Origin of the sequence: Okeania hirsuta (assembly GCF_003838195.1) — a bacterium.
In the GTDB taxonomy this organism is placed as follows: domain Bacteria; phylum Cyanobacteriota; class Cyanobacteriia; order Cyanobacteriales; family Microcoleaceae; genus Okeania; species Okeania hirsuta.
The window spans coordinates 13,699-33,246 of record NZ_RCBY01000040.1; the positions used below are offsets into that span (position 1 = coordinate 13,699).

Consider the following 19,548-nt stretch of genomic DNA (forward strand, 5'->3'; position numbering starts at 1 on the left):
CTCAGGAGGGAAGAGAATGCGCGAAACATTTACTCTTGGATGAAGATGAAAATTTTTTTTATACCGAACCCGAGCGGATTTGATATAAATTAGCAAAACCCTATGAGAATGCTGATTCCTGTGAGGGAACAGCGGAAAAAACTTTTTCCTGTATTTGATTCACGATCGCAATAAATCCTAAATAACTCAATATTTGCTATAGAACCTATTAGACCTCTGCGGAAAAGAGGGAGCTAGGGAGCAGGGGGAAAGAATTGATGATTTTTGCGCGATCATTGATTGAATTTTTGGGCGTTGGTAATTTGAGGTATGATACCATGTCCGGATAAGAGGGCGATAGAACTCCGTTACCTTTACGCGACCAAAAAACTTTCTCCTTCTACTCAGGGTTTCTTCTTCTTTCTTCCCTCCTGAGGACTGAGTTCTGACTTCCCCTCCTGGGAGGTGCACGCGGGTGGGTTGACTCCTAAAGAATTAAGATTAATATCATACACGCGCTTTACCAACGCCGATTTTTGATGATCACCAGATGTCTATTTGGGATCTATGCTGTTGCGTATTGCCTATGTTTACTACTCCCCCACTCCCCTACTCAATAGCCAAGTTGAAAAGTTTTTGAGAAATGATATTACTCATCATCTCACTCTAGCTCTAGAAAATTTCAACGTTTCTTCCTCAGACAAAAATTGTCTAGGGGAAAAAATCTCTAATCAAAGGCTAATATCAAACTGGTAACTATTTTTTTCCAATTTGTACTGCTTATGACTTCTCAATCCTACCTTTACCTTTTTACTACATTATTGTGGTTTATTAATCCACTTTTATTAATGCAGGCAAATGCTCAATCTCAACCTATGAAAATTCCTGCTCCTTCCATTTCAGAAGAAGCAAAAGAAGTTTGTCCCCCACCAGCTTTATCTCGCCTCCAACGTCATACAATTACCACTGGAGAAACCATTGAAACTATTGCTCAAAAATACAACCTCATTCCTCCTACCCTGTTAGCATTTAATCGAGTACTACAGAAAAGTCCGCCAACCGTAGGTACTGAGATAATTATTCCTCCCTATAATGGTATCGCTGTGAAAGTACCTACTGGCACAACTTGGAAAAATGTTGCAGAAAATTATAATATCCGTGCTGACGCATTATATGAAGTTAATGGTTGTCCACAAACACCAGAACAACAGACACCAGAAGTGGTTTTTTTACCAGGAGTAAATTGGTCTCCAGGGCGAAAAACACCCCCACAAATTTCTTCATTAAAAGGTTATCCTTTACCTTTTGAAACTAGGGTTATTTTAGGTTATGGTTGGTTACTACATCCGATTAAAAATCAAGTAGTTTTTCATAGTGGTTTAGACTTAATTGCTAATAGTGGTACATCAGTTTTTTCTGTAGGAGAAGGGATAGTGGCATTTGCTGGCAAACAAGGTAATTATGGCAATTTAGTAGTAATTAACCACGCTGCTGGCAAGCAAACTCGTTATGCCCATTTAGATTCTATTAATGTTAAAACTGGTCAAAAAATAGCACAGGCAGAACTTTTAGGTACAGTTGGTCAGACAGGAAAACCTGATTTTGAGGAAGCTCATCTTCATTTTGAAATTAGATATAATTCTCCTTTTGGTTGGGTTGCTGAAAATCCTAATTCTTATATTGAAGTTATTTTTAAGTAGCTGAAAATAACTACTAATAAAGTGTAATTACTGATAAGTATACACCACTTAAATATTGACTCAATATATCTCTATTTTGCTTCTGTGTGTTATTAATAAATTTCTCTCCAGTAAATACCAATTTTTCCTGTTGGGATGACAACAAAAGCAAACTATGTCATAATTAATCTTAGGGGTCTTTTTGGTTTTTATAGGAAATGGTTAATAAGTTTCCTAGAAAAAATGAAGATATAATTGATTCCCAAACAATAAAAAACACACGAACTAGAATAAAAATTAGGAGTATAGATGATGATAAGCGTACCACTTTACTTAATGATGTTATGTTTCCTAGCTACTATTATCTGGGAAAAAGTAAAATATAATTCTGAAGCAGATTCTCAAAGCTAAATTCAGAACTCAGAAAATTTTTTCTCCTCCAATGGTTATGTACAAAATGATTTAAACTCCCTAAATTTACCGATCGAATTTGGTTATTTATGGAATATATAGCAGAAGTCAAGAAAGAAGAAAGCTTTACTTATCTAGGAGAGAAGGAATAAGGTTGAGTATTGATATTCCATTGTTTTAAATATTCCATAAGTCAAGAGTAATCATAGCAGTTACTATATATTCTTCCCCTATCTCTCAAGATTACTGCTATCTATAACTTTTATATAAGCAGGTTTTTTACGAAAGTTATCGGAAATATAAATTCACTTTTTTTGTTATATCTAAGTGGCATTATATCAATAGTCCTGATCTGAAGTTAATGAATATTAATACTCAATCCCCACCAGTAAAAGACCTTGAAAAAAAACACAAAATTTTACCTTGGTAAGAAACTTTTAGGATATTTTTTTCAAAGTTAATCACAGCTAGATTTAAGAAGTAATATCATGTGCGTTGGTATTGTTTGTATAAAAACTTGGGAAATATCTACTTTTTCTTTTTTTCAAATCTTCTTCCTTCTCTCCCAGATAACTAAAGTCTTCTTTCTTCCCTGAACTTTATAATACTGATCCTGCCGGACTTGATATCAGATATTTGCGAGCAAAATTCTCACACCGTTTACCCAGCAAATTTAATTAAACTAGACACAGTAATACTATCGAACATATTAGACATCTGGTAAAAATCCAAAATCAAAGCAATTCTTATCTATAAATTGTCAATTATTTATCCCTGTTACCTCTCTTTGTCCGCTACCAGGTGCATCTGCCGCCGACCCGGGGTCGCACCACTGTTCCCTGTTCCCTCTTTTCTGGAAATGTCTATTATTAATTTCCTCTACTCAGCTATCTGCGATCGCCTCTTAACCCTAAGCAACTGATGGCCGATGGACAATATCCCATCAATTGTAATAAATTGTTACAATAATGATTGAAAGATAATTTAATTTTATAAATATTATGCATCTGACTTGGTTAGATAGTAATTCCTGGTTAATTGAAATTGGAGGCAAACAACTCCTGCTGGACCCTTGGTTAGTTGGCCCCCTAGTTTTCGGTAATCTACCTTGGTTATTCAAAGGAGAGAGGCGTACTCCCCGTGCCATACCAGAAAATATAGATTTAATTGTATTGTCTCAAGGTTTAGAAGACCATGCTCACCCTCAGACCCTAAAACAGTTAAACAAAAATATTCCTGTAGTCGCCTCTCCCACTGCAGCAAAAGTAGTACAAGAGTTGGGCTATTCTCAAATAGTCACACTTGCCCATGGTGAGACATATTCTTTTGATAATAGTATTGAAATTAGAGCAGTTCCTGGTTCACTCGTTGGCCCAACTTTAGTAGAAAACGGTTACATTTTTAAAGACCTAAGCACTGACAATACAATCTACTATGAACCACATGGCAGCCATTCTGAAAAAATCAAAGAATTTGCTCCTATAAATGTGGTCATCACCCCTATTATAAATTTGAATTTACCGTTAGTCGGGCCGATAATTAAAGGAAATGAAAGTGCTTTACAAGTAGCTCAATGGTTGAAACCCCAAGTCATGTTACCTACAGCAGCAGGGGGCGATATAGATTTTCAAGGATTATTAATATCTTTACTCAAAGCAGAGGGTAGTGTGGAAGAAACACAACTTCAGTTAACCAAAAATAATCTGGATACAAAAGTAATAGAGGCTCAACCTGGAGAACGTTTTGAACTACAATTAGAACAGAGAGTATTAGCTAATTAGGGTTTGCTGAATAAATCTTTTGGTATGAGCTAGGAGTCAGGAGCAGGAGTCATAAGTCAGGATAAATGGGGAATTTATAGTAGATAGTCGGATATTTTCTCCCTTGATTTTTCTGCAATTATTCTGCCTTTTATCCTAACTTTTTGGTTGCTCAATCTTCAAAAGTTGCACTTTTTTTCGCTGTAAAAAATCTAAAACCTTTACCTGTCAGTGCTTTTATATTTAATCAGCATAGCAATAATTAAACTACATTTAATTAACAGCTTTTAATGATAGTTAGTATATTTTGAAAGCTGCTGACTATTAATGTTATGAAGCTAATTTTTGAAGATTTGAGGTTAATCATATTGTTAATCAAATGCTGCACAACTGACTTCTCCTAACCATAAAACCCTTTAACAGTTTACTATTCCCTATTTCCTATTCCCTAATGCTATAAAAGTATGATTAATTTTCGTTGGATTTTTACAGTAATATTATCCTTGTTTTTGATTATTGGTAATTCTCAACCAGCTTTAGCTTCTATTCATACTTACCCCGAATCTTCTACACAAATCATGTATCGTTCTCGGCAAAGTTTGCGAGACCTTTCAGATAGAGCATGGCAAACTGTACTATATAAAAGGATCAAATCTGGCAAACTAATAACTTTAAACTTACGATTGGTAGGATTTCCTGGAATAATTGAACTAGCTCATCCCCAAAAATTGCAAATTACTACTGGCACTGGTAATATCTGGAATGCAGAGGATATTTTGGTTGATTCTTCTTTTCCTGCTAATGTTGGAGAATATGACTTTTTGGAAGTAATGAAACACTTAAATTATGATGCTCCACTGCGAATAAATATACCTTTGCAAGGTGAAAAATCAGCAGAATTAGTCGTACCAATTTTTGCTGTTAAAGAATGGCATAAATTATTTGATGAAGTTAATTTTTGGTGATTTTTTATTGTATTAGTTTTCATTAATTAAGGAGAAAAAAAGTGAAAAAAATAATTACAGTTTGCTTATTAATATTCACATTGATAAACTTTATAGAAATACCTCCTGCATTAGCAGCAGAAACAGCGAAAGGAGCAGAAATTTTTCAAATTAATTGTGCTGGATGTCATGCTGGAGGAGGCAATATAGTTAGATGGTGGAAAAACTTAAAAATCAGAACTTTGAAAAGAAATAAACTAGATTCTGTTGAGGCGATCGCTTACTTAGTTAAGAATGGAAAAAATAATATGTCTGCTTACAAAGACCGTTTAACAGAAACAGAGATAGAAACTGTATCAGATTATGTATTGAAGCAGGCAGAAAATGGTTGGCATTAGTAAATATAGCTATAAGAGCTAATATTTAAACATTACACATCTCCAGAAAAGAGGAAGTAGAGAGTAGGGAGAAATAATTGATGATTAATGTACAATAATTAATTTTATTTTTGATTATTGGAGATGTCTATTATGGTGTATATGACTTACTGTTGCTTTATTCTTACCAATATGTGGATAAGTATAGCCAAGAATCTTTGTCAAAATTTACGCGTAAGGAAGAAGATTTGAAAAAAAGAAAAATATAGATATTTCCCAAGTTTTTAAACAAACTATGTCAATGGACATCACGATTATCCCACCAATTATCAATGCCCATTCAAAAATAAGATTGAGGCGTTTGTCACTCTATTAATGAAAATTTTCCCGAATCTCCATTGACCATTGACTAGATGTCAAATTTTGATTATGATCATGATTATCATAGAGACCCCAAAAGTAAAATATCCACATATTGAAGCAAATCAGCTCAAAGAATCTCTTAAGTCAACTAGAAATAGCAATTTTCCAGCTAGTCAGCAACCCATATTAACAATGCTTTTCTACGGAATGCTGCGCAAACAACCAGAGGTACTGATAACTGATAACTGAAATGACTGGTTTTCTTGTTAATGACAAAACAACCTTTCTCAATCGTATTCTTCAAAATCAACAAGATTTAAGAGTAGCTGTTTTCGTCAATGAATTTAGCCATAATGAATAATTCACTACAATTAGATATTCCTAAAAGAGGGATGCCAATAACAATAGTAACTGGATTTTTAGGCAGTGGTAAAACAACCTTAATAAATCAAATTTTGCATAATAAGCACAACTTAAAAGTTGCAATATTAGTTAATGAGTTTGGGGACATTAATATAGATAGTCAGTTATTAGTAGATATTAATGAAAATATGGTAGAACTTAGCAATGGTTGTATTTGTTGTACTATCAACGAAGGATTAGTAGATACAGTCTACGAAATTTTAGAACGGGATGAAAAAATTGATTATCTAATTATAGAAACCACTGGTTTAGCAGACCCCTTTCCAATTATGTTAACTTTTTTGAGTACAGAGTTAAAAGATTTAACTCACTTAGATTCTGTACTAACTTTAGTAGATTGTGAAAATTTTACACCAGACCATTTTGATAGCGAGGCAGCTTTTAAACAGATTGCTTATGGGGATATTATTTTACTCAATAAAACAGATTTAGTCTCCCGAGATCGAGTAGATTATTTAGAGTCTTATATTAAAACTGTAAATAATGGAGCTAGGGTTTTGAGAAGTGAGTACAGTAAGATACCATTATACTTAATTTTAGATGTAAATCTATCCAAGCTTCAACCTTATTCTCTAGAAGAGAATAATAATCAGCATGAACTACAAAAAATTCCTAAAAATCATCTAATAAATGATGGTTTTACATCTATTTCATTCCAAAGTAAAAGACCTTTTTCTGCCCTCAAATTTCAACATAATTTTCTAGATGAATTACCAGATAATATATTTAGAGCAAAAGGAATTCTTTGGTTCAAAGAAAGTGAATCAAAACATATATTTCAATTGAGCGGTAAACGCTATGATATGCAAGTAGAGGAATGGTCAACTACTCCGACAAATCAGTTAGTATTAATTGGACGAAATTTGAATCCATTAATTATTCAACAAGATTTAACAAACTGTCTAACTATGTGATAAATTAAGAGTAGCTATTCTCAGATAAATCGCAGGTAAGAATTCCCATAATTAATCAGAAATTTATGTGGGAAAATATCTGCCAAACTGTTCAACAAAATATTAAGCTTAAAGCCTTTCAATTATGACTTTACCAACAGTTCCAGATTTTGTTTCTACCAATGATTTGAAAACAAAATCTCAGCCTCCTGTTACAGAAGCTGAAATGATTCAAGCGGTGAGAACTTTATTAATAGGATTAGGAGAAAATCCAGACCGAGAAGGATTATTAGATACTCCCAAACGAGTTGTAAAAGCCCTAAAATTTCTCACTTCAGGTTATCATCAATCTCTAGATGAATTGTTGAATGGAGCTGTTTTTAATGAAGATATCTCAGAGATGGTTTTAGTTCGAGATATCGATCTTTTTAGCTCTTGCGAGCATCATATTTTGCCTATTCTTGGTCGCGCTCATGTAGCATATATTCCTAATGGAAAAGTAATTGGACTATCAAAAATTGCTCGAATTTGTGAAATGTATGCCCGACGTTTACAGGTACAAGAACGTCTAACAGCACAAATAGCTGATGCACTTCAAGGATTACTTCAGCCTTTAGGTGTTGCTGTAGTTGTTGAAGCAACTCATATGTGTATGGTCATGCGTGGAGTACAAAAACCAGGTTCTTGGACAACTACTAGCGCTATGCGTGGTGTTTTTGCTGATGATGTGAAAACTCGTCAAGAATTTATGAGTTTAATTAAGCATAGTAATTCTTTTCATTAGTTTTTTTAAGTTAAGCGACAATAATTAAAAGTTGATTGGTATTAAAATTTCTGATGATGCTAAGACAAAAAGCATTAATACTAAAATCAGAAAGGAAGAGACTTTTTGCCCCATACTTAGGATTGCTCCTATCGAGTTACCAAGTAGATGAGCATCAATAAATGTAACAGGACTTACGCACCCAAACAAGAAACCGGGTTTATTGCCCTAATTATTGTTTTTTAAAGCACGAAATTTAGTTGCTAAACCTGATTTTTGCGTAAGTCCTGTTTATTAATATTTATGTTTTTCCATGTTACGAAAATACCTAATGAATTAGGTGCAGAAATGACAGAAGGTGTGGAACTTTTTCAGATTCATTGTGTAGGTTGTCATGCTAATGGAGGTAATATTGTTAGATGGGAAAAAATTTCAAAATAGAGACTTTAGAAAAAAATAAACTAGATTTTGTGAAGGTGATCGCTTACTTGGTTAAGAATGGGAAAAATAATATGTAAGCTTACAAAGACTGTTTAACAGAAACAGAGATAGAAACTGTATATGGTTATGTATTGAACTAGGCAGAAAATGGTTGGTGTTAATATTTAATTTAGACCAACTTAGGATGCAAGTAATGCCAGCAGAATCAGAAAAACTAAATCGACAACCTGAAGACTTTCAGCAAGAAATAAAAAAGCTTATTCAAGATAATCAGCTTGATTTAGCTACTAAAAGAGTAATGGATTTTGCTGATGATTTTGCAGTTTATAAAAAACGTAAATATGAAGCAATTGATTTTCAGCGTCGCTATACTAAACTGAGAGAAGATAAACGAAAGTCTAGTTCTTCAGAAGAAACTATCAGGGAAAAATTTTCAGGTTTAACTTTTTCTGTTTTAGAATTTGTTGATTTAATAGTTGAAGAATATAGAAAAGATTACTCACCAATACCCACAGTTGTTCCTCCACAAGAAAATAACAATAAGTCTCCTTCCAAATCTAATTCAAAAGATAATACTACCAATGTTAATAAAAAACATCTAGACCAAGAAAATACCGAAAAAAATATACCAAAAACTTCATACGAACAAATAAAGGAATCATGGAAAAAGCAAAAAAAATCAAGTATTAAAAGCTCTAATATTAATGTAGTAGCTAATATAATAAATATCACCAAAAAATATTCAGGTAGATTAACAGACTTCCAGTTATCTGTATCGGGATTAGAATTAAAATTTGGTGAAATAACCTCTCTTGTTGGTGAAAATGGTAATGGAAAAACGACTTTATTAAGAATAATTGCTGGTGAGTTACACCAAACCAGCGGTATTATTAAATATCCAGGTTTGACAAAATCAAAAGATAAATCTTGGTACAAAATCAAACAACAAATAGCATACGTTCCTCAAGAGTTGCCACAATGGACAGGAACCCTAGTTGATAATCTGCATTTTGCAGCAGCTATTCATGGTATTAGAAGAAAAGAAAATGAAGATGAAGTTGATTTTATTCTCTGGCGACTTGGTTTAGATAAGTATAAAAATGCAAGTTGGAATGAGATTTCTGGTGGTTTTAAAATGCGATTTGCATTAGCTAAAGCATTAGTCTGTAATCCTCAACTTTTAATATTAGATGAACCTTTAGCAAATCTTGATGTTAATACTCAGTTACTATTCTTACAGGATTTAAGATATTTAGCTGATTCTTTTGCTCATCCCAAAACTATACTTTTGAGTTCACAACATTTACATGAAGTTGAAAATGTCACTGATAATATTATTTTTATCAAAGAGGGTTCTGTAGTTTACAATGGTAAATTAAAAAATTTTGGTGAAGATAGGGAAGAAAATGCCTTTGAATTAAGTTGTAACCTATCAAAAAATGAATTAATGGATTTACTTGAAGAAATATCATATACTCAGATTGAAATGGTTGCTCACAATCAATATATTATCAACACCTCAAAAAATGTTGGTAGTAATGAAATAATTAAATTTTTTCTTGATAATAATATTACCTTGAAATACTTTAGAGATATAAGCAGTTCTACTCGACGTTTATTTAAGACAGAAAAATGAAAAATCCACGGCTAATAATAGACTTTTTAAATCCTGGATTTCTCAAGAGATTGGATCGATATTTGTTAAGGTTTTAGCAAGTATTGATACTTGTTATGAATAGTCTGGAATGTGGGTCTAAATAAAACTACTTAACTTTAGATTTCTCTCTCGCAAAACTTCGCCATAAAGCATTTCCAATTGAGCAATATTTCCACTCAAAGTATAACGTTCTAAAACTCTCCGACGCGCTTTTTGACCCAAAATACTAGTTAACTCAGGATGATCCTTAAACAAAGGCAATAAAGTTTGCAACTGAGTAGTAACATTATGAGTATTTAAAATTATACCCGCACCATTCTCCAACACCTCACCATCAGCACCCGCATCCGTCGCCAAACAAGCCAAACCACAAGACATTGCTTCCAACAAAGCCAAAGACAAACCCTCAACCAAAGAAGGTAAAATAAACACATCCGCACCACGAAAAATTTCTATCCGTCGTTGTTCATCACTCACATATCCAAACCAACTAACTCCCTTCACATCGCTATAAAACATTTGCAAAGAAGCAGCTAATGGTCCATCACCAACAATAATCAAATGGCTACCATTTCCCATATCAGAATGTTTCCAAGCCTTAAGTAGAGATTCAACATTCTTAGCTGTGGAAATACGACCTAAATATAGGAATATACGTTGAGCATTTAACTCAGCCTTGAGACTAGACATACCAGGAGAATATTTATCTATATCAACCCCATTAGGAATTACTGCTACCTTTTGACTAGGGACTCCTAATTTCACCAAAAAATCTCTCTGTATTTCAGAAAAAATAATAACTCGGTCATAATGTGCCAAAAAAGGAGCATATAACTGATAAGCCAAAAATTGAGTCCCCGATTTTATATTGCGCGGTTTACTATCAAACTGGGCATGAAAAGTAGCAACTAAAGGAATATTTAGCTCTTCGCAAATTTCAGGCAGTAAGAAATCAAGAGGAGAAAGAGTTAAAGAAGCATGAACAATATCAGGCTTGAGTTTCTGTAAAGCCTCACTCAAAACTTTGCTAGATTTAAGACTAGGTATGGTGTAACCCTGAGATTTGTAGATACAAGGTAGAGACACTTCATGAAATCTTGGCCATTTATCAGGTTCATTATCTTCAGTAGCAAAATGAAGAAAGCTAACCTGATAGCCCCGGTCTAATAGAGCATTGGTTATTTCTCTAGAGTAGGTAACGTTGCCACAAAAAGGATATTTTTTTCCAAGCCAAGCAATATGCATTCAGATGAATAGGCAGATATTATTTTTGAGAGATTTTATCATTGATATAGCAATCCTATTTTATTCGTCTCAAAAATCTTACTGCTTTTTAGGGAACAGGGAACAGGGAACAGGTAAGAGTTTTAATTTTTTTATTTACTTTTTGATTACCCGCAACCTATTTAGAATTGCTATAGACAAAAACGCCTCAGTTTGTAAATAATACCACTTGCTATCTAAAAAGTTAGATAAGCTAGTTATTAGTCATAAGTCAGGCATTAAAAGTCAGAAGTCGGTATACTTAATGTTTGCTTTTTTCTCTCTGTATTTCATTTAATCCTCATTCCTGACTTCAGCGATCGCTACTTGTGAAAAGTTTTAATTATCAATCTGAACTTCTGATTTTAAAATTTTCAACTTTGTCATCAATCTCTGACAAAAAATAGGAAAAATTTCCTGAAATCGCCAACATAGTTTCAATAGTTTCAGCCTTTCCGTGATAGTATAAATGAACAATAATCCAAGGGTTTTTATTACCTAAAAATATTTTACAGCCTGAAACACTTATGATTTAGTTGCTTAGACAGGCGATCGCCTCATATTGATTTAAGGATGACGAACTAATTTTTTCAAGTTACCTATACGCTCGTTTGACGTATTTGCAATTATATGGTATCTAGGAGAATCTATCGAAATCAACTTTATCCATTAACTAAGACCTACAATTGAAAAATAGTTGGAGAGATTTGGAAATAATCTGCTAGAGCTTTTGACTGCCAGTTATTCAAAGAAAGTTTACCATCCATAAGCTGAGAAACTACCTCATCAGAACCAATAATTCCCACTAAATCTTGTTGACTAATTCCGCTTGCTACTATTAAATGCTGTAAAATTTCGTAAGGCTCTACCGGTGTCATCGGATAATTTTCAGTTTCATAGTTTTCTACTAACAAAACTAACAATTTATATAAAGCTTTTTCCTCCTGGGTGAGATTTTTAGCAAAAGTAAACTCTTCTAATACTGCCAAATATGCTTCGTATTCTAGTTCTGTTTCTATAACTTTTGGAGTAAATTTGATTAGTAAATTACGATAATATATCTCGTCAAAAGTAAGGGTCATCTTTCCACTTGTTCTTGTCATATTCAGCATGGGTTAAAAAGTATTTATAGTACATAGTTTGATTTTCGTAATTAATTCCAACAATCAAACGGTAACTATTTCCTTTAATATTAAAAACCGTAAAATTTCCTACAGCTTCAGCATCTCGATAAATTCTGCGAACTTCTTCTAAATTTTTCCACTTAGCACTTTTAACAGTTGCATACCAAGCATTGACTTGGTTTTGAACATCATGCTGATGTGGTGCTAGATCGTGACGGAGATTCCGTATAGAAATTAGGTGCATAATCAATAATGTACCAGAATAGTTTAACACCCAATTGTAATTAATACCCATCCGGGTTTTATGATTCTGGCAGTCAATTTTTCAGCTTCCTGAACCCTTATAGTTTTTAGGAGCCTGAAGACGGCTTTCCTAAAAACTTTGTATTTTAAGAAAAAATACCAAATGGGTTATATATTTCATATACTTGGAATCTGCTATATCTTTATTTTGTCAAAAGTGCGCCTGTTTCAGCTCTTCATGCTCATGCATGGAGCGTATTTTAGGCGCATAGTTGGGCAGAACAATTCTGGGACAATTCTTACCGAAAAATTGTGGTTTAAAGCCTCCCCTTGTAAGGGGATAATAAAGAAAAATTTTCATTATTAGTCAATCCTCTTCTTTTCAAGGAGAGGTAATTATTCATTATTCATTATTCATTGTTGAATTCTACCTCCTCGCTCATTCCCATGTCTCCTGTCTCCTGTCTCCTGTCTCCTGCCTCCTGCCTCCTGTCTCCTGTCTCCTGTCTCCTGTCTCCTGTCTCCTCAAAATTCGGTATAGAAAAGAAACTGAAGAAAACACCTGCTAATATTGCCACCCCTGCCAACCCAAGAAGAACTGTCGATAAACCCAAAAAAGTTTCTGCAACTCCCGCTAAAGCCAAAGGTAAACTAAGAGCAATATTAACCGCATTATTCTGGAGACCAAATACCTTACCCCGCATTTCTTCAGGAGTTTCAGCTTGGACAGTAGTTTGCATTGGCACTCCCACTATTGCACCAAACATTCCCAAAAGACCAATCAAACCCATACTCACCCACAACTGTTGGTTAAATATGGACAAACCAACCAAAGAAATTGCCATTCCTATAGATCCAATGAGACTGAGTTGGAAATGGGATAACCAATGTCCAAGTTGACTAACTATTCCAGCGCCTATAGCCATACCTATGCCAGCAGCAGCTAATAAAAATCCAAATTCTTCAGCCTCCATACCAGGAATAATCTCTGCCAGACGTACAGCTAAAACTGCCAAAGCTGCAAAAATAGAAAATAAAATGATTTGCTGAATAATCGCGTTACGAACTTGAAGATGATTTTTCAGATAATTTAGGCCATCCCCCAGGTCTTCCAAAATATGAGGTTGTTCCTTTTCACTTAAGTCCTTCTGTTCCCCAGTTGTGATTAAAATTAGTAATAAACCAGCGATCGCGTAACTCCCTCCTACAACCAACTCTTTACCTATAGCTTCACCTACACCAATTTTACTTACTAAACTATCAGCCAACTCTAATAATGGGTCTCCCACTGCAAAGCCAATAATTACAGAAGCCATCATCGTCGTTGTATATAAAGAATTAGCCGAAAGTAGATGTCGCTTTTCCACAATTAAAGGAATTACCGCTTGTTCAGCAGGGGCAAAAAATTGAGTTAGGGTAGAGACTAGAAAAGTTAAAAGTAACATTAAGCAAAATCCCAAAGGTAAATTGCCCAGGTTTAAATCGTTAGACAGCCACAATATTAGTGGCAGAATCAAAACTAATCCTCCTCTTAGTAAATTAGTGGCCACTAATACTATCTTTTTCGGCCACCTATCCACATAGACACCAGCTCCAGCTCCAAATAGCACCGCAGGAATAGTAAAAGCAATCATAATTGCCGATACCCATCTACTTATAGTTTGGTCTGCTGCTTGGAATTGATTAGCAATAATAGCGATCGTGAGTACCAGATAAACTTTATCTGCAAGTTGGGAAAATACTTGACCGCCCCAGAGGATTAAAAATTTACCATTTTTCAGTACTGGCAAAAGTCCACGTTCGGGTTCTATGTCTGCTAAGGATGCAGCCGAAATAGGGTCTGCTTTTGGTTGTGTTTGTTCTTTTTCTGTTGTATTTAACTCGGAATCAGACAATTGCATTTTTTATTAAAGGAGATATAGATTCTAAATAGGGCTTGCTGATTAAATATCAAAGCATTGACTGATATTGGTTTCAGCCTTTTTTAGTCAAAAAAAGTGCGCCTGTTTTTGGTCTGAAAAACTCAAAAAGCTAGTATTTTGGGATGATTATGGCAGAAAAATCACTCTTACAATTCTTACTCCTACCTCCTCGCTCATTCCCCTAACTCCTGTCTCCTGTCTCCTGTCTCCTGACTCCTACCCATACCAAAAGAATTTCCATACGCAAATCCTAAATAAGTATCGATAAGAGCCGCAGAGCGGATAGAGTAACCCAAATGATATTGAGTATATTTTCTTAAAAGTTTTTCAACGATGACCCAATCTTGATGAGAAGTAAGTTCTACCTGAGCGTTGAGCTGAGGTTGAGCTAACTGCTGAAATAGTGAAAGTTGATTGGCATTGAGCATAGTATTTATCCTAACTTGCTGCTGTGAAGATGAAATCACAGAAGTATGGGCAAGTTTAATGGTTCCACCTGAATCTATACTAAATCCCACTTGCCAATTAGGATGATTAAAGTTTGGCTGTAATGGACGTCCAGTAATACAACAGATTTGTACTTGGGGGGCAATTCCTTCTATGGCTAATAGATGATAAATGCCATGAGCTAGATATGATATAAGTTGGGTATGCCAGAGGCGGTCGGTTTTATTTTTTAGTTTTTCGATACGTTCCAAATGTTCGCTGAGAAGATAGAAAAGTTCTGCTTGGGGATGTTCGCTCAAGGCTTGATGGAGAACTAATTCTGCTAAGTATTGACCTGCTGCTAGTTTTCCTAAGTTTTGACTAAGACCCGCATAGGATAATATGGTTTCTGCTTGATTTATTCTATCAAGCGATCGCCCCTGGGAAATTAATAATTGATTTACGACAAATAGTTCACTTCTGCCCCCCAATTTGGATTTTGGCTTCCTCACTCCTGGTGCTACTACTCGAATCAAACCATATTCTGGAGTCAAAATGGTTAATAAACGGTCTGATTCGCCTATGGGTATAGCTTTAAGATTTATTCCAGTTGCTTTGTAGGTTCGGGACATATTTTAAGAAGGAAGAAGGAAGAGGGAAGAAGGAAGAAGGAAGAAGAAGTTTAGAAGTCAAAAGTCAAAAGTCAAAAGTGAAGAAGAAGTTAGAAGTTAGAAGTCAAAAGTGAAGGAGAAGTTAGAAGTTAGAAGTCAAAAGTCAAAAGTCACCCTTTCCTTCCACTGCCATATCAGCTAATGGCGATCGCTTTATCTTCGTCAAAATCTAGGCAAAACACTATATCCAGTAAGTAACAACTATAGTGCTACACTAAATATAGAGTTTATCAATATTTTCTAGATGTGATGCGCAATTTTAATAGTTAATTATTATATCAAATTAGTTTAATTCAGTATAAAAATATGTGGAGGCAGGCATCTTGCCTGCCCAAAAATATAAAGAACGGATATAAAGAACGGGCCAGAGGCCCATTCCACAAAACCCATTCCACAAAACTATTAAAATCATAATGTCAATATCCGGATTTGTCCTTTTGCTGATTGAGCAATTCTAGACCACGAGATGTACCTAACCTAGTAGCACCCACAGAAATTAGATCCACTGCTTGCTCATAACTTTTAATTCCTCCAGCAGCTTTAATTCCCACATTAGTCTTGGTCATTTCCTTGAGCAGTTGCACATCCGCCACCGTTGCTCCACCATACCATCCCGTATTAGTAACAATAAAGGCCACACCAGAATCCATTAAAACTTCTGTCGCTAATCGCTTTTCTGCTTCTGTAAGTAATGCCATCTCTAAAATGGCCTTAACTGCTTTACCAGTTTCCTCAGAAATTTCCGCAATTTCCCGATGTAATTCATTAGTTTGGCCTGTTTTGATTTGACTCAAATTAATCATCACATCTAATTCTGAAGCGCCATTTTCTACAGCTTCTGAAGCTTCATATAATTTAGCTTTACCAGTACTTTGACCATGAGGAAAACCAATTACAGTACAAACTTTTGGATGTTTGCCGTGGAGAAATTCAGCTACTTGTTTGACATAGTAAGGATATACGCAAACTGATGGAAACTTAAATTTTTCAGCGTCCGTACAGAATTTTGAAACTTGTTCTGGGGTGGCGGTAATTGTTAATAAAGAATGGTCAATAAAAGGGGAAATATCTATAAGTTCCGGCTGCTCTACAGCCATTTTTTTTCTCTCCCAAAATTATAGTGTCAAATTCAATTATTAAATTAAGATTAATTTAGCAGAAAATTGTGATGTATAAATATGATTTTTGAAATATAAGGTTTTTTACTACTAGGTGAGGTACAGTTGTCTTTTTCTTTGCTGTTGCTTGTTGCCTAAAAGCTAGAATTTTGTACCTCACCAAATATTAGTAATTGCTGATGTTTAGTTCTTTTTTTGTTAGTAGTCTTAGGGAGACGCACCCAGGCGTCTCAACAACAGTTATCTTAACAGCTTCTTAATGAGTTATAGACTTAGAAAGACACTAATTGACAACAAATTAAAATTACAATAAAGCAATAAAGATTAATAACGGGAACGTCTTTTCCTTTGTTTCTGTAGAGCCATTGCCTTACGCTTCCGTTTTTCAATGGGTGTCTCAAAGTGACGATGCTTTTTCATATCTGGGAATATTCCAGCTTGAGAAACTTGTCGTTTAAACCGACGTAATGCAGATTCAATTCCTTCATTTTCTCCTAGTATCACTTGGGTCATCTATGCATTATCCTCCTAATAGATATTTTGACTTTATTTTTGTTTTGTGGAGCAAAAGCAGTTATTCTTTGCTAGTTCTGATTACAGAAAGCAAGGTTAGCCAATTTTGGCTACCACTTTAAATAGCTCTAACAGTTCAAGTTTTAGTATATTAGCATAAATCATCTAATCTTCATAGCAGAAGGAGGAAGGAAGAAGGAAATGGTCTAATTCTGGTATAATCGAAGTCAATACTTATGATTCAAGATTATTTCTGAATAAGAAAGAATTGCTTATATTAAGCAACCTGATATTAGTCTGCCTATTTCCTGGTATTGAAACTGACTGAATAACCAAGTATAAATGTCGAGTTGATTTTCTTGACGAGTGCGTTGCAGTGCTTCTTCTAATAAAGAAATGGCTAACCCAGGCAAAACTTGAGACTGGTTAATTCTTTGACTACCTCCATTAGCAATAGCAAAGGCAATAACTTCTAGCTTCTGTACGTCAACTATCCAATATTCAGCTACATTCATTGCTTCATACAGCAAACGTTTTTCCCCTTTATCATCAGCAAGGGAAGTATTGGCAACTTCAATAACTAGATTTGGTGGAGGATAAATATCTAGGTCAATAATAGATGCTTCCCAAGAAACTACATCTGCATTTTCTCTAAAATAATAGGAAGCATCTGGTTGAGCCACTCGAAGTCCTGTTTTGCGATAAATACACTCATTTCTGCCATCTACCTTAATCTTTTTTGCCATTGCAAATAAGTTAACTATGGTAGTAATAACCATGTGGTCTTTACTGTGCTTGTTTGCTGGTGACATTTCGATTCTGAGTCCTCCGTTGTGGTAATAAACTTTGGCTTTTTCGTAACTTGGGTCTTCAATAATTTGGATGTATTCTTCCCAAGTTGCTGTTATCCAAGTGTCTGTGGGTAATTGTGTTTGAGTTTTGTTCATTGCTTTACAGGAAAAAAGGTGTATTTTTTATTATAGCCAAAATAGGCGATCGCTCTACCTTAGCAAATTCTACGACTGAAACTGATTGAATAACCAAGCGTAAACTTGAGCTTGATTTTCTTGACGACTGCGTTGCAGTGCTTCCTCTAATAAAGAAATTGCTAACCCTGGAAAAACTTGAGACTGGCTAATTCTTTGACTACCTCCATTAGCAATAGCAAAGGCAATAATTTCTACCTTCTGTACGTCAATTATCCAATATTCAGCAACATTCATTGCTTCATACAACAAGCGTTTTTCCCCTTTATCATCTGCTAGGGAAGTATTGGCAACTTCTATAACTAGATTTGGTGGAGGATAAATATCTAGGTTAACCATAGAAGTTCCCCAAGGAATGGCATCAGCATTTTCGCCAATGTAATAGGAAAGATCGGGTTGAGTTGCTTGACATCCTGTTTTGCTGTAAGTGCAATTATCTTTACCAGTCAGGGTGATGCTTTTCGTGACGGTAAAGAGGGTAATTGCTGCGACGACAAGTACATGGTCGTTAGAATGATCGCTTCCTAATGGTGACATTTCGATTCTGAGTCCTCCGTTGTGGTAGTAAACTTTGGCTTTTTCGTAACTTGGGTCTTCAATAATTTGGATATATTCTTCCCAAGTTGCTGTTATCCAAGTATCTGTGGGTAGTTGTGTTTGAGTTTTGTTCATGGGTTTACAGGAAAAAAGGTGTATTTTTTATTATAGTCCAGTAGGGTGTGTTAGCGGAACGAAGTGGAGTGTAACGCACCATTTTTAACGTTGCCTGGTGCGCTACGCTATTATCAGTTATCAGTGGCTTTGTTGTCAGAAAATTTTAGTTTGTCAGAAGGATTATTTAATAAAGAATTGGTTAAAACATAGACTAATGATGAATCTTAACAACGGAAATGCTTTTCACTCCTATTCTCTATTCCCTATTCCCTATTCCCTACGACTGAAACTGATTAAATAACCAAGTGTAAACTTGAGTTTGATTTTCCTGGCGAGTGCGTTGCAGTGCTTCTTCTAATAAAGAAATGGCTAACCCTGGCAAAACTTGAGACTCATTAATTCTTTTACTACCTCCATCGGCAACCGCAAAGGCAATAACTTCCGCCTTCAAGGCCGCGTCAACTATCCAATATTCAGAAACATTCATTGCTTCATACAACAAACGTTTTTCCCCTTTATCATCTGTCAAAGAAGCATTGGCAACTTCTATAACTAGGGTTGGTGGAGGATAGATACCAAGATCGATAATAAAAGTTTCCCAAGGAATGACATCAGCATTTTCACCAATGTAATAGGAAGCATCAGGTTGAGCAGCGAGATACTCGGTTTTGTCATAAGCGCCATTATCTAGACCGTTGAGCATGATGTTTTTGGTGGCAGCAAACAGACCAACTACTCCAATAACAAATGCGTGGTCACTAGCATGAGCGTTACCCACTGGTGACATTTCAATTCTGAGTCTTCCGTTGTGGTAGTAAACTTTGGCTTTTTCGTAACTTGGGTCTTCAATAATTTGGATATATTCTTGCCAAGTTGCTGTTATCCAAGTGTCTGTGGGTGGTTTTGTTTGGGTTTTGTTCATGGGTATTTTGGTTATC

21 protein-coding genes are annotated in these 19,548 nt (G+C 35.0%); 11 read left to right on the forward strand and 10 right to left on the reverse strand.

The annotated features are described in order from the left end of the window. The first annotated feature begins 761 nt into the window (after nucleotides 1–761). From D5R40_RS09530 to D5R40_RS09570, 10 genes are all read left to right on the forward strand, one after another. Nucleotides 762–1,679, forward strand: a complete 918-nt coding sequence (locus D5R40_RS09530) for a M23 family metallopeptidase (RefSeq protein ID WP_124154554.1) — start codon at nucleotides 762–764, stop codon at nucleotides 1,677–1,679. Nucleotides 1,680–3,070: 1,391 nt separating this feature from the next. Then, nucleotides 3,071–3,850, forward strand: coding sequence for an MBL fold metallo-hydrolase (locus tag D5R40_RS09535; protein WP_124145321.1), 780 nt, complete (start codon nucleotides 3,071–3,073; stop codon nucleotides 3,848–3,850). 443 nt (nucleotides 3,851–4,293) lie between these two features. After that, nucleotides 4,294–4,794, forward strand: a complete 501-nt coding sequence (locus D5R40_RS09540) for a DUF3122 domain-containing protein (protein ID WP_124145320.1) — start codon at nucleotides 4,294–4,296, stop codon at nucleotides 4,792–4,794. A 41-nt stretch (nucleotides 4,795–4,835) separates the two neighbouring features. Continuing rightward, a complete protein-coding gene (gene petJ, locus D5R40_RS09545; RefSeq protein WP_124145319.1) occupies nucleotides 4,836–5,171 on the forward strand; it encodes a cytochrome c6 PetJ in 336 nt (111 codons plus the stop codon). 414 nt (nucleotides 5,172–5,585) lie between these two features. After that, entirely contained in the window at nucleotides 5,586–5,762 is a 177-nt protein-coding gene (locus D5R40_RS34925) for a hypothetical protein (protein WP_161564562.1), read from the forward strand. A gap of 1 nt (nucleotide 5,763) precedes the next feature. Then, nucleotides 5,764–5,874 carry a GTP-binding protein gene (locus D5R40_RS09550; RefSeq protein ID WP_124145318.1) on the forward strand — a complete coding sequence of 37 codons (111 nt, stop codon included), beginning with the start codon at nucleotides 5,764–5,766 and terminating at the stop codon, nucleotides 5,872–5,874. Continuing rightward, nucleotides 5,867–6,850: a CobW family GTP-binding protein gene (locus D5R40_RS09555; protein ID WP_124154555.1), complete on the forward strand. Its 984-nt coding sequence runs from the start codon at nucleotides 5,867–5,869 to the stop codon at nucleotides 6,848–6,850. The genes D5R40_RS09550 and D5R40_RS09555 overlap by 8 nt, the downstream gene beginning before the upstream one ends. A 124-nt stretch (nucleotides 6,851–6,974) precedes the next feature. Beyond that, nucleotides 6,975–7,613 carry a GTP cyclohydrolase I FolE gene (folE, locus tag D5R40_RS09560; RefSeq protein WP_124145316.1) on the forward strand — a complete coding sequence of 213 codons (639 nt, stop codon included), beginning with the start codon at nucleotides 6,975–6,977 and terminating at the stop codon, nucleotides 7,611–7,613. Between the two features lie 282 nt (nucleotides 7,614–7,895). Next, nucleotides 7,896–8,033, forward strand: a complete 138-nt coding sequence (locus D5R40_RS39365; protein WP_240038973.1) for a cytochrome c family protein — start codon at nucleotides 7,896–7,898, stop codon at nucleotides 8,031–8,033. A 193-nt stretch (nucleotides 8,034–8,226) separates the two neighbouring features. Beyond that, nucleotides 8,227–9,669, forward strand: a complete 1,443-nt coding sequence (locus D5R40_RS09570; protein ID WP_161564561.1) for an ATP-binding cassette domain-containing protein — start codon at nucleotides 8,227–8,229, stop codon at nucleotides 9,667–9,669. A gap of 117 nt (nucleotides 9,670–9,786) precedes the next feature. Here the strand turns inward: D5R40_RS09570 and D5R40_RS09575 are convergent, their stop codons facing one another. From D5R40_RS09575 to D5R40_RS09615, 9 genes are all read right to left on the reverse strand, one after another. After that, nucleotides 9,787–10,935: a glycosyltransferase family 4 protein gene (locus tag D5R40_RS09575; protein ID WP_124145314.1), complete on the reverse strand. Its 1,149-nt coding sequence runs from the start codon at nucleotides 10,933–10,935 to the stop codon at nucleotides 9,787–9,789. A 698-nt stretch (nucleotides 10,936–11,633) separates the two neighbouring features. Continuing rightward, nucleotides 11,634–12,035 (reverse strand): helix-turn-helix domain-containing protein, encoded by a 402-nt coding sequence (locus tag D5R40_RS09580; RefSeq protein WP_124145313.1) that lies wholly within the window; start codon nucleotides 12,033–12,035, stop codon nucleotides 11,634–11,636. After that, on the reverse strand, nucleotides 12,019–12,372 hold the full coding sequence (locus tag D5R40_RS09585) for a type II toxin-antitoxin system HigB family toxin (RefSeq protein ID WP_240038972.1): 354 nt from the start codon (nucleotides 12,370–12,372) through the stop codon (nucleotides 12,019–12,021). The genes D5R40_RS09580 and D5R40_RS09585 overlap by 17 nt, the downstream gene beginning before the upstream one ends. A 358-nt stretch (nucleotides 12,373–12,730) precedes the next feature. Next, nucleotides 12,731–14,221 carry an MFS transporter gene (locus D5R40_RS09590; RefSeq protein ID WP_124145312.1) on the reverse strand — a complete coding sequence of 497 codons (1,491 nt, stop codon included), beginning with the start codon at nucleotides 14,219–14,221 and terminating at the stop codon, nucleotides 12,731–12,733. Between the two features lie 194 nt (nucleotides 14,222–14,415). After that, nucleotides 14,416–15,300, reverse strand: coding sequence for a DNA repair protein RecO (gene recO / locus D5R40_RS09595; protein ID WP_124145311.1), 885 nt, complete (start codon nucleotides 15,298–15,300; stop codon nucleotides 14,416–14,418). Nucleotides 15,301–15,755: 455 nt separating this feature from the next. Then, entirely contained in the window at nucleotides 15,756–16,436 is a 681-nt protein-coding gene (deoC, locus tag D5R40_RS09600) for a deoxyribose-phosphate aldolase (protein WP_124154557.1), read from the reverse strand. 345 nt (nucleotides 16,437–16,781) lie between these two features. After that, nucleotides 16,782–16,970, reverse strand: coding sequence for a 30S ribosomal protein S21 (rpsU, locus tag D5R40_RS09605; protein WP_011613894.1), 189 nt, complete (start codon nucleotides 16,968–16,970; stop codon nucleotides 16,782–16,784). Between the two features lie 272 nt (nucleotides 16,971–17,242). Then, entirely contained in the window at nucleotides 17,243–17,917 is a 675-nt protein-coding gene (locus D5R40_RS09610) for a Uma2 family endonuclease (protein WP_124154558.1), read from the reverse strand. Between the two features lie 69 nt (nucleotides 17,918–17,986). Then, on the reverse strand, nucleotides 17,987–18,628 hold the full coding sequence (locus D5R40_RS09615; RefSeq protein WP_124154559.1) for a Uma2 family endonuclease: 642 nt from the start codon (nucleotides 18,626–18,628) through the stop codon (nucleotides 17,987–17,989). 63 nt (nucleotides 18,629–18,691) lie between these two features. On the opposite strand from D5R40_RS09615, the gene D5R40_RS40895 reads away from it, so the two are divergent. Then, on the forward strand, nucleotides 18,692–18,820 hold the full coding sequence (locus tag D5R40_RS40895) for a hypothetical protein (protein WP_282433618.1): 129 nt from the start codon (nucleotides 18,692–18,694) through the stop codon (nucleotides 18,818–18,820). Between the two features lie 67 nt (nucleotides 18,821–18,887). On the opposite strand, the gene D5R40_RS09620 is transcribed toward D5R40_RS40895, so the two are convergent. Next, nucleotides 18,888–19,532: a Uma2 family endonuclease gene (locus D5R40_RS09620; protein WP_124154560.1), complete on the reverse strand. Its 645-nt coding sequence runs from the start codon at nucleotides 19,530–19,532 to the stop codon at nucleotides 18,888–18,890. Between the last annotated feature and the right edge of the window lie 16 nt (nucleotides 19,533–19,548).

Bases quoted from the DNA above. Each gene is read 5' to 3' on its own strand.
- rpsU (WP_011613894.1), bottom strand. From the start codon at position 16,970: ATGACCCAAGTGATACTAGGAGAAAATGAAGGAATTGAATCTGCATTA.
- folE (WP_124145316.1), top strand. From the start codon at position 6,975: ATGACTTTACCAACAGTTCCAGATTTTGTTTCTACCAATGATTTGAAA.
- D5R40_RS09530 (WP_124154554.1), top strand. From the start codon at position 762: ATGACTTCTCAATCCTACCTTTACCTTTTTACTACATTATTGTGGTTT.
- D5R40_RS34925 (WP_161564562.1), top strand. From the start codon at position 5,586: ATGATTATCATAGAGACCCCAAAAGTAAAATATCCACATATTGAAGCA.
- D5R40_RS09570 (WP_161564561.1), top strand. From the start codon at position 8,227: ATGCCAGCAGAATCAGAAAAACTAAATCGACAACCTGAAGACTTTCAG.
- D5R40_RS09590 (WP_124145312.1), bottom strand. From the start codon at position 14,221: ATGCAATTGTCTGATTCCGAGTTAAATACAACAGAAAAAGAACAAACA.
- deoC (WP_124154557.1), bottom strand. From the start codon at position 16,436: ATGGCTGTAGAGCAGCCGGAACTTATAGATATTTCCCCTTTTATTGAC.
- D5R40_RS09575 (WP_124145314.1), bottom strand. From the start codon at position 10,935: ATGCATATTGCTTGGCTTGGAAAAAAATATCCTTTTTGTGGCAACGTT.
- D5R40_RS09540 (WP_124145320.1), top strand. From the start codon at position 4,294: ATGATTAATTTTCGTTGGATTTTTACAGTAATATTATCCTTGTTTTTG.
- D5R40_RS09615 (WP_124154559.1), bottom strand. From the start codon at position 18,628: ATGAACAAAACTCAAACACAACTACCCACAGATACTTGGATAACAGCA.
- recO (WP_124145311.1), bottom strand. From the start codon at position 15,300: ATGTCCCGAACCTACAAAGCAACTGGAATAAATCTTAAAGCTATACCC.
- D5R40_RS09580 (WP_124145313.1), bottom strand. From the start codon at position 12,035: ATGACCCTTACTTTTGACGAGATATATTATCGTAATTTACTAATCAAA.
- D5R40_RS09610 (WP_124154558.1), bottom strand. From the start codon at position 17,917: ATGAACAAAACTCAAACACAATTACCCACAGACACTTGGATAACAGCA.
- D5R40_RS09620 (WP_124154560.1), bottom strand. From the start codon at position 19,532: ATGAACAAAACCCAAACAAAACCACCCACAGACACTTGGATAACAGCA.
- D5R40_RS09585 (WP_240038972.1), bottom strand. From the start codon at position 12,372: ATGGGTATTAATTACAATTGGGTGTTAAACTATTCTGGTACATTATTG.
- D5R40_RS09555 (WP_124154555.1), top strand. From the start codon at position 5,867: ATGAATAATTCACTACAATTAGATATTCCTAAAAGAGGGATGCCAATA.
- D5R40_RS09535 (WP_124145321.1), top strand. From the start codon at position 3,071: ATGCATCTGACTTGGTTAGATAGTAATTCCTGGTTAATTGAAATTGGA.
- D5R40_RS09550 (WP_124145318.1), top strand. From the start codon at position 5,764: ATGACTGGTTTTCTTGTTAATGACAAAACAACCTTTCTCAATCGTATT.
- D5R40_RS39365 (WP_240038973.1), top strand. From the start codon at position 7,896: ATGTTTTTCCATGTTACGAAAATACCTAATGAATTAGGTGCAGAAATG.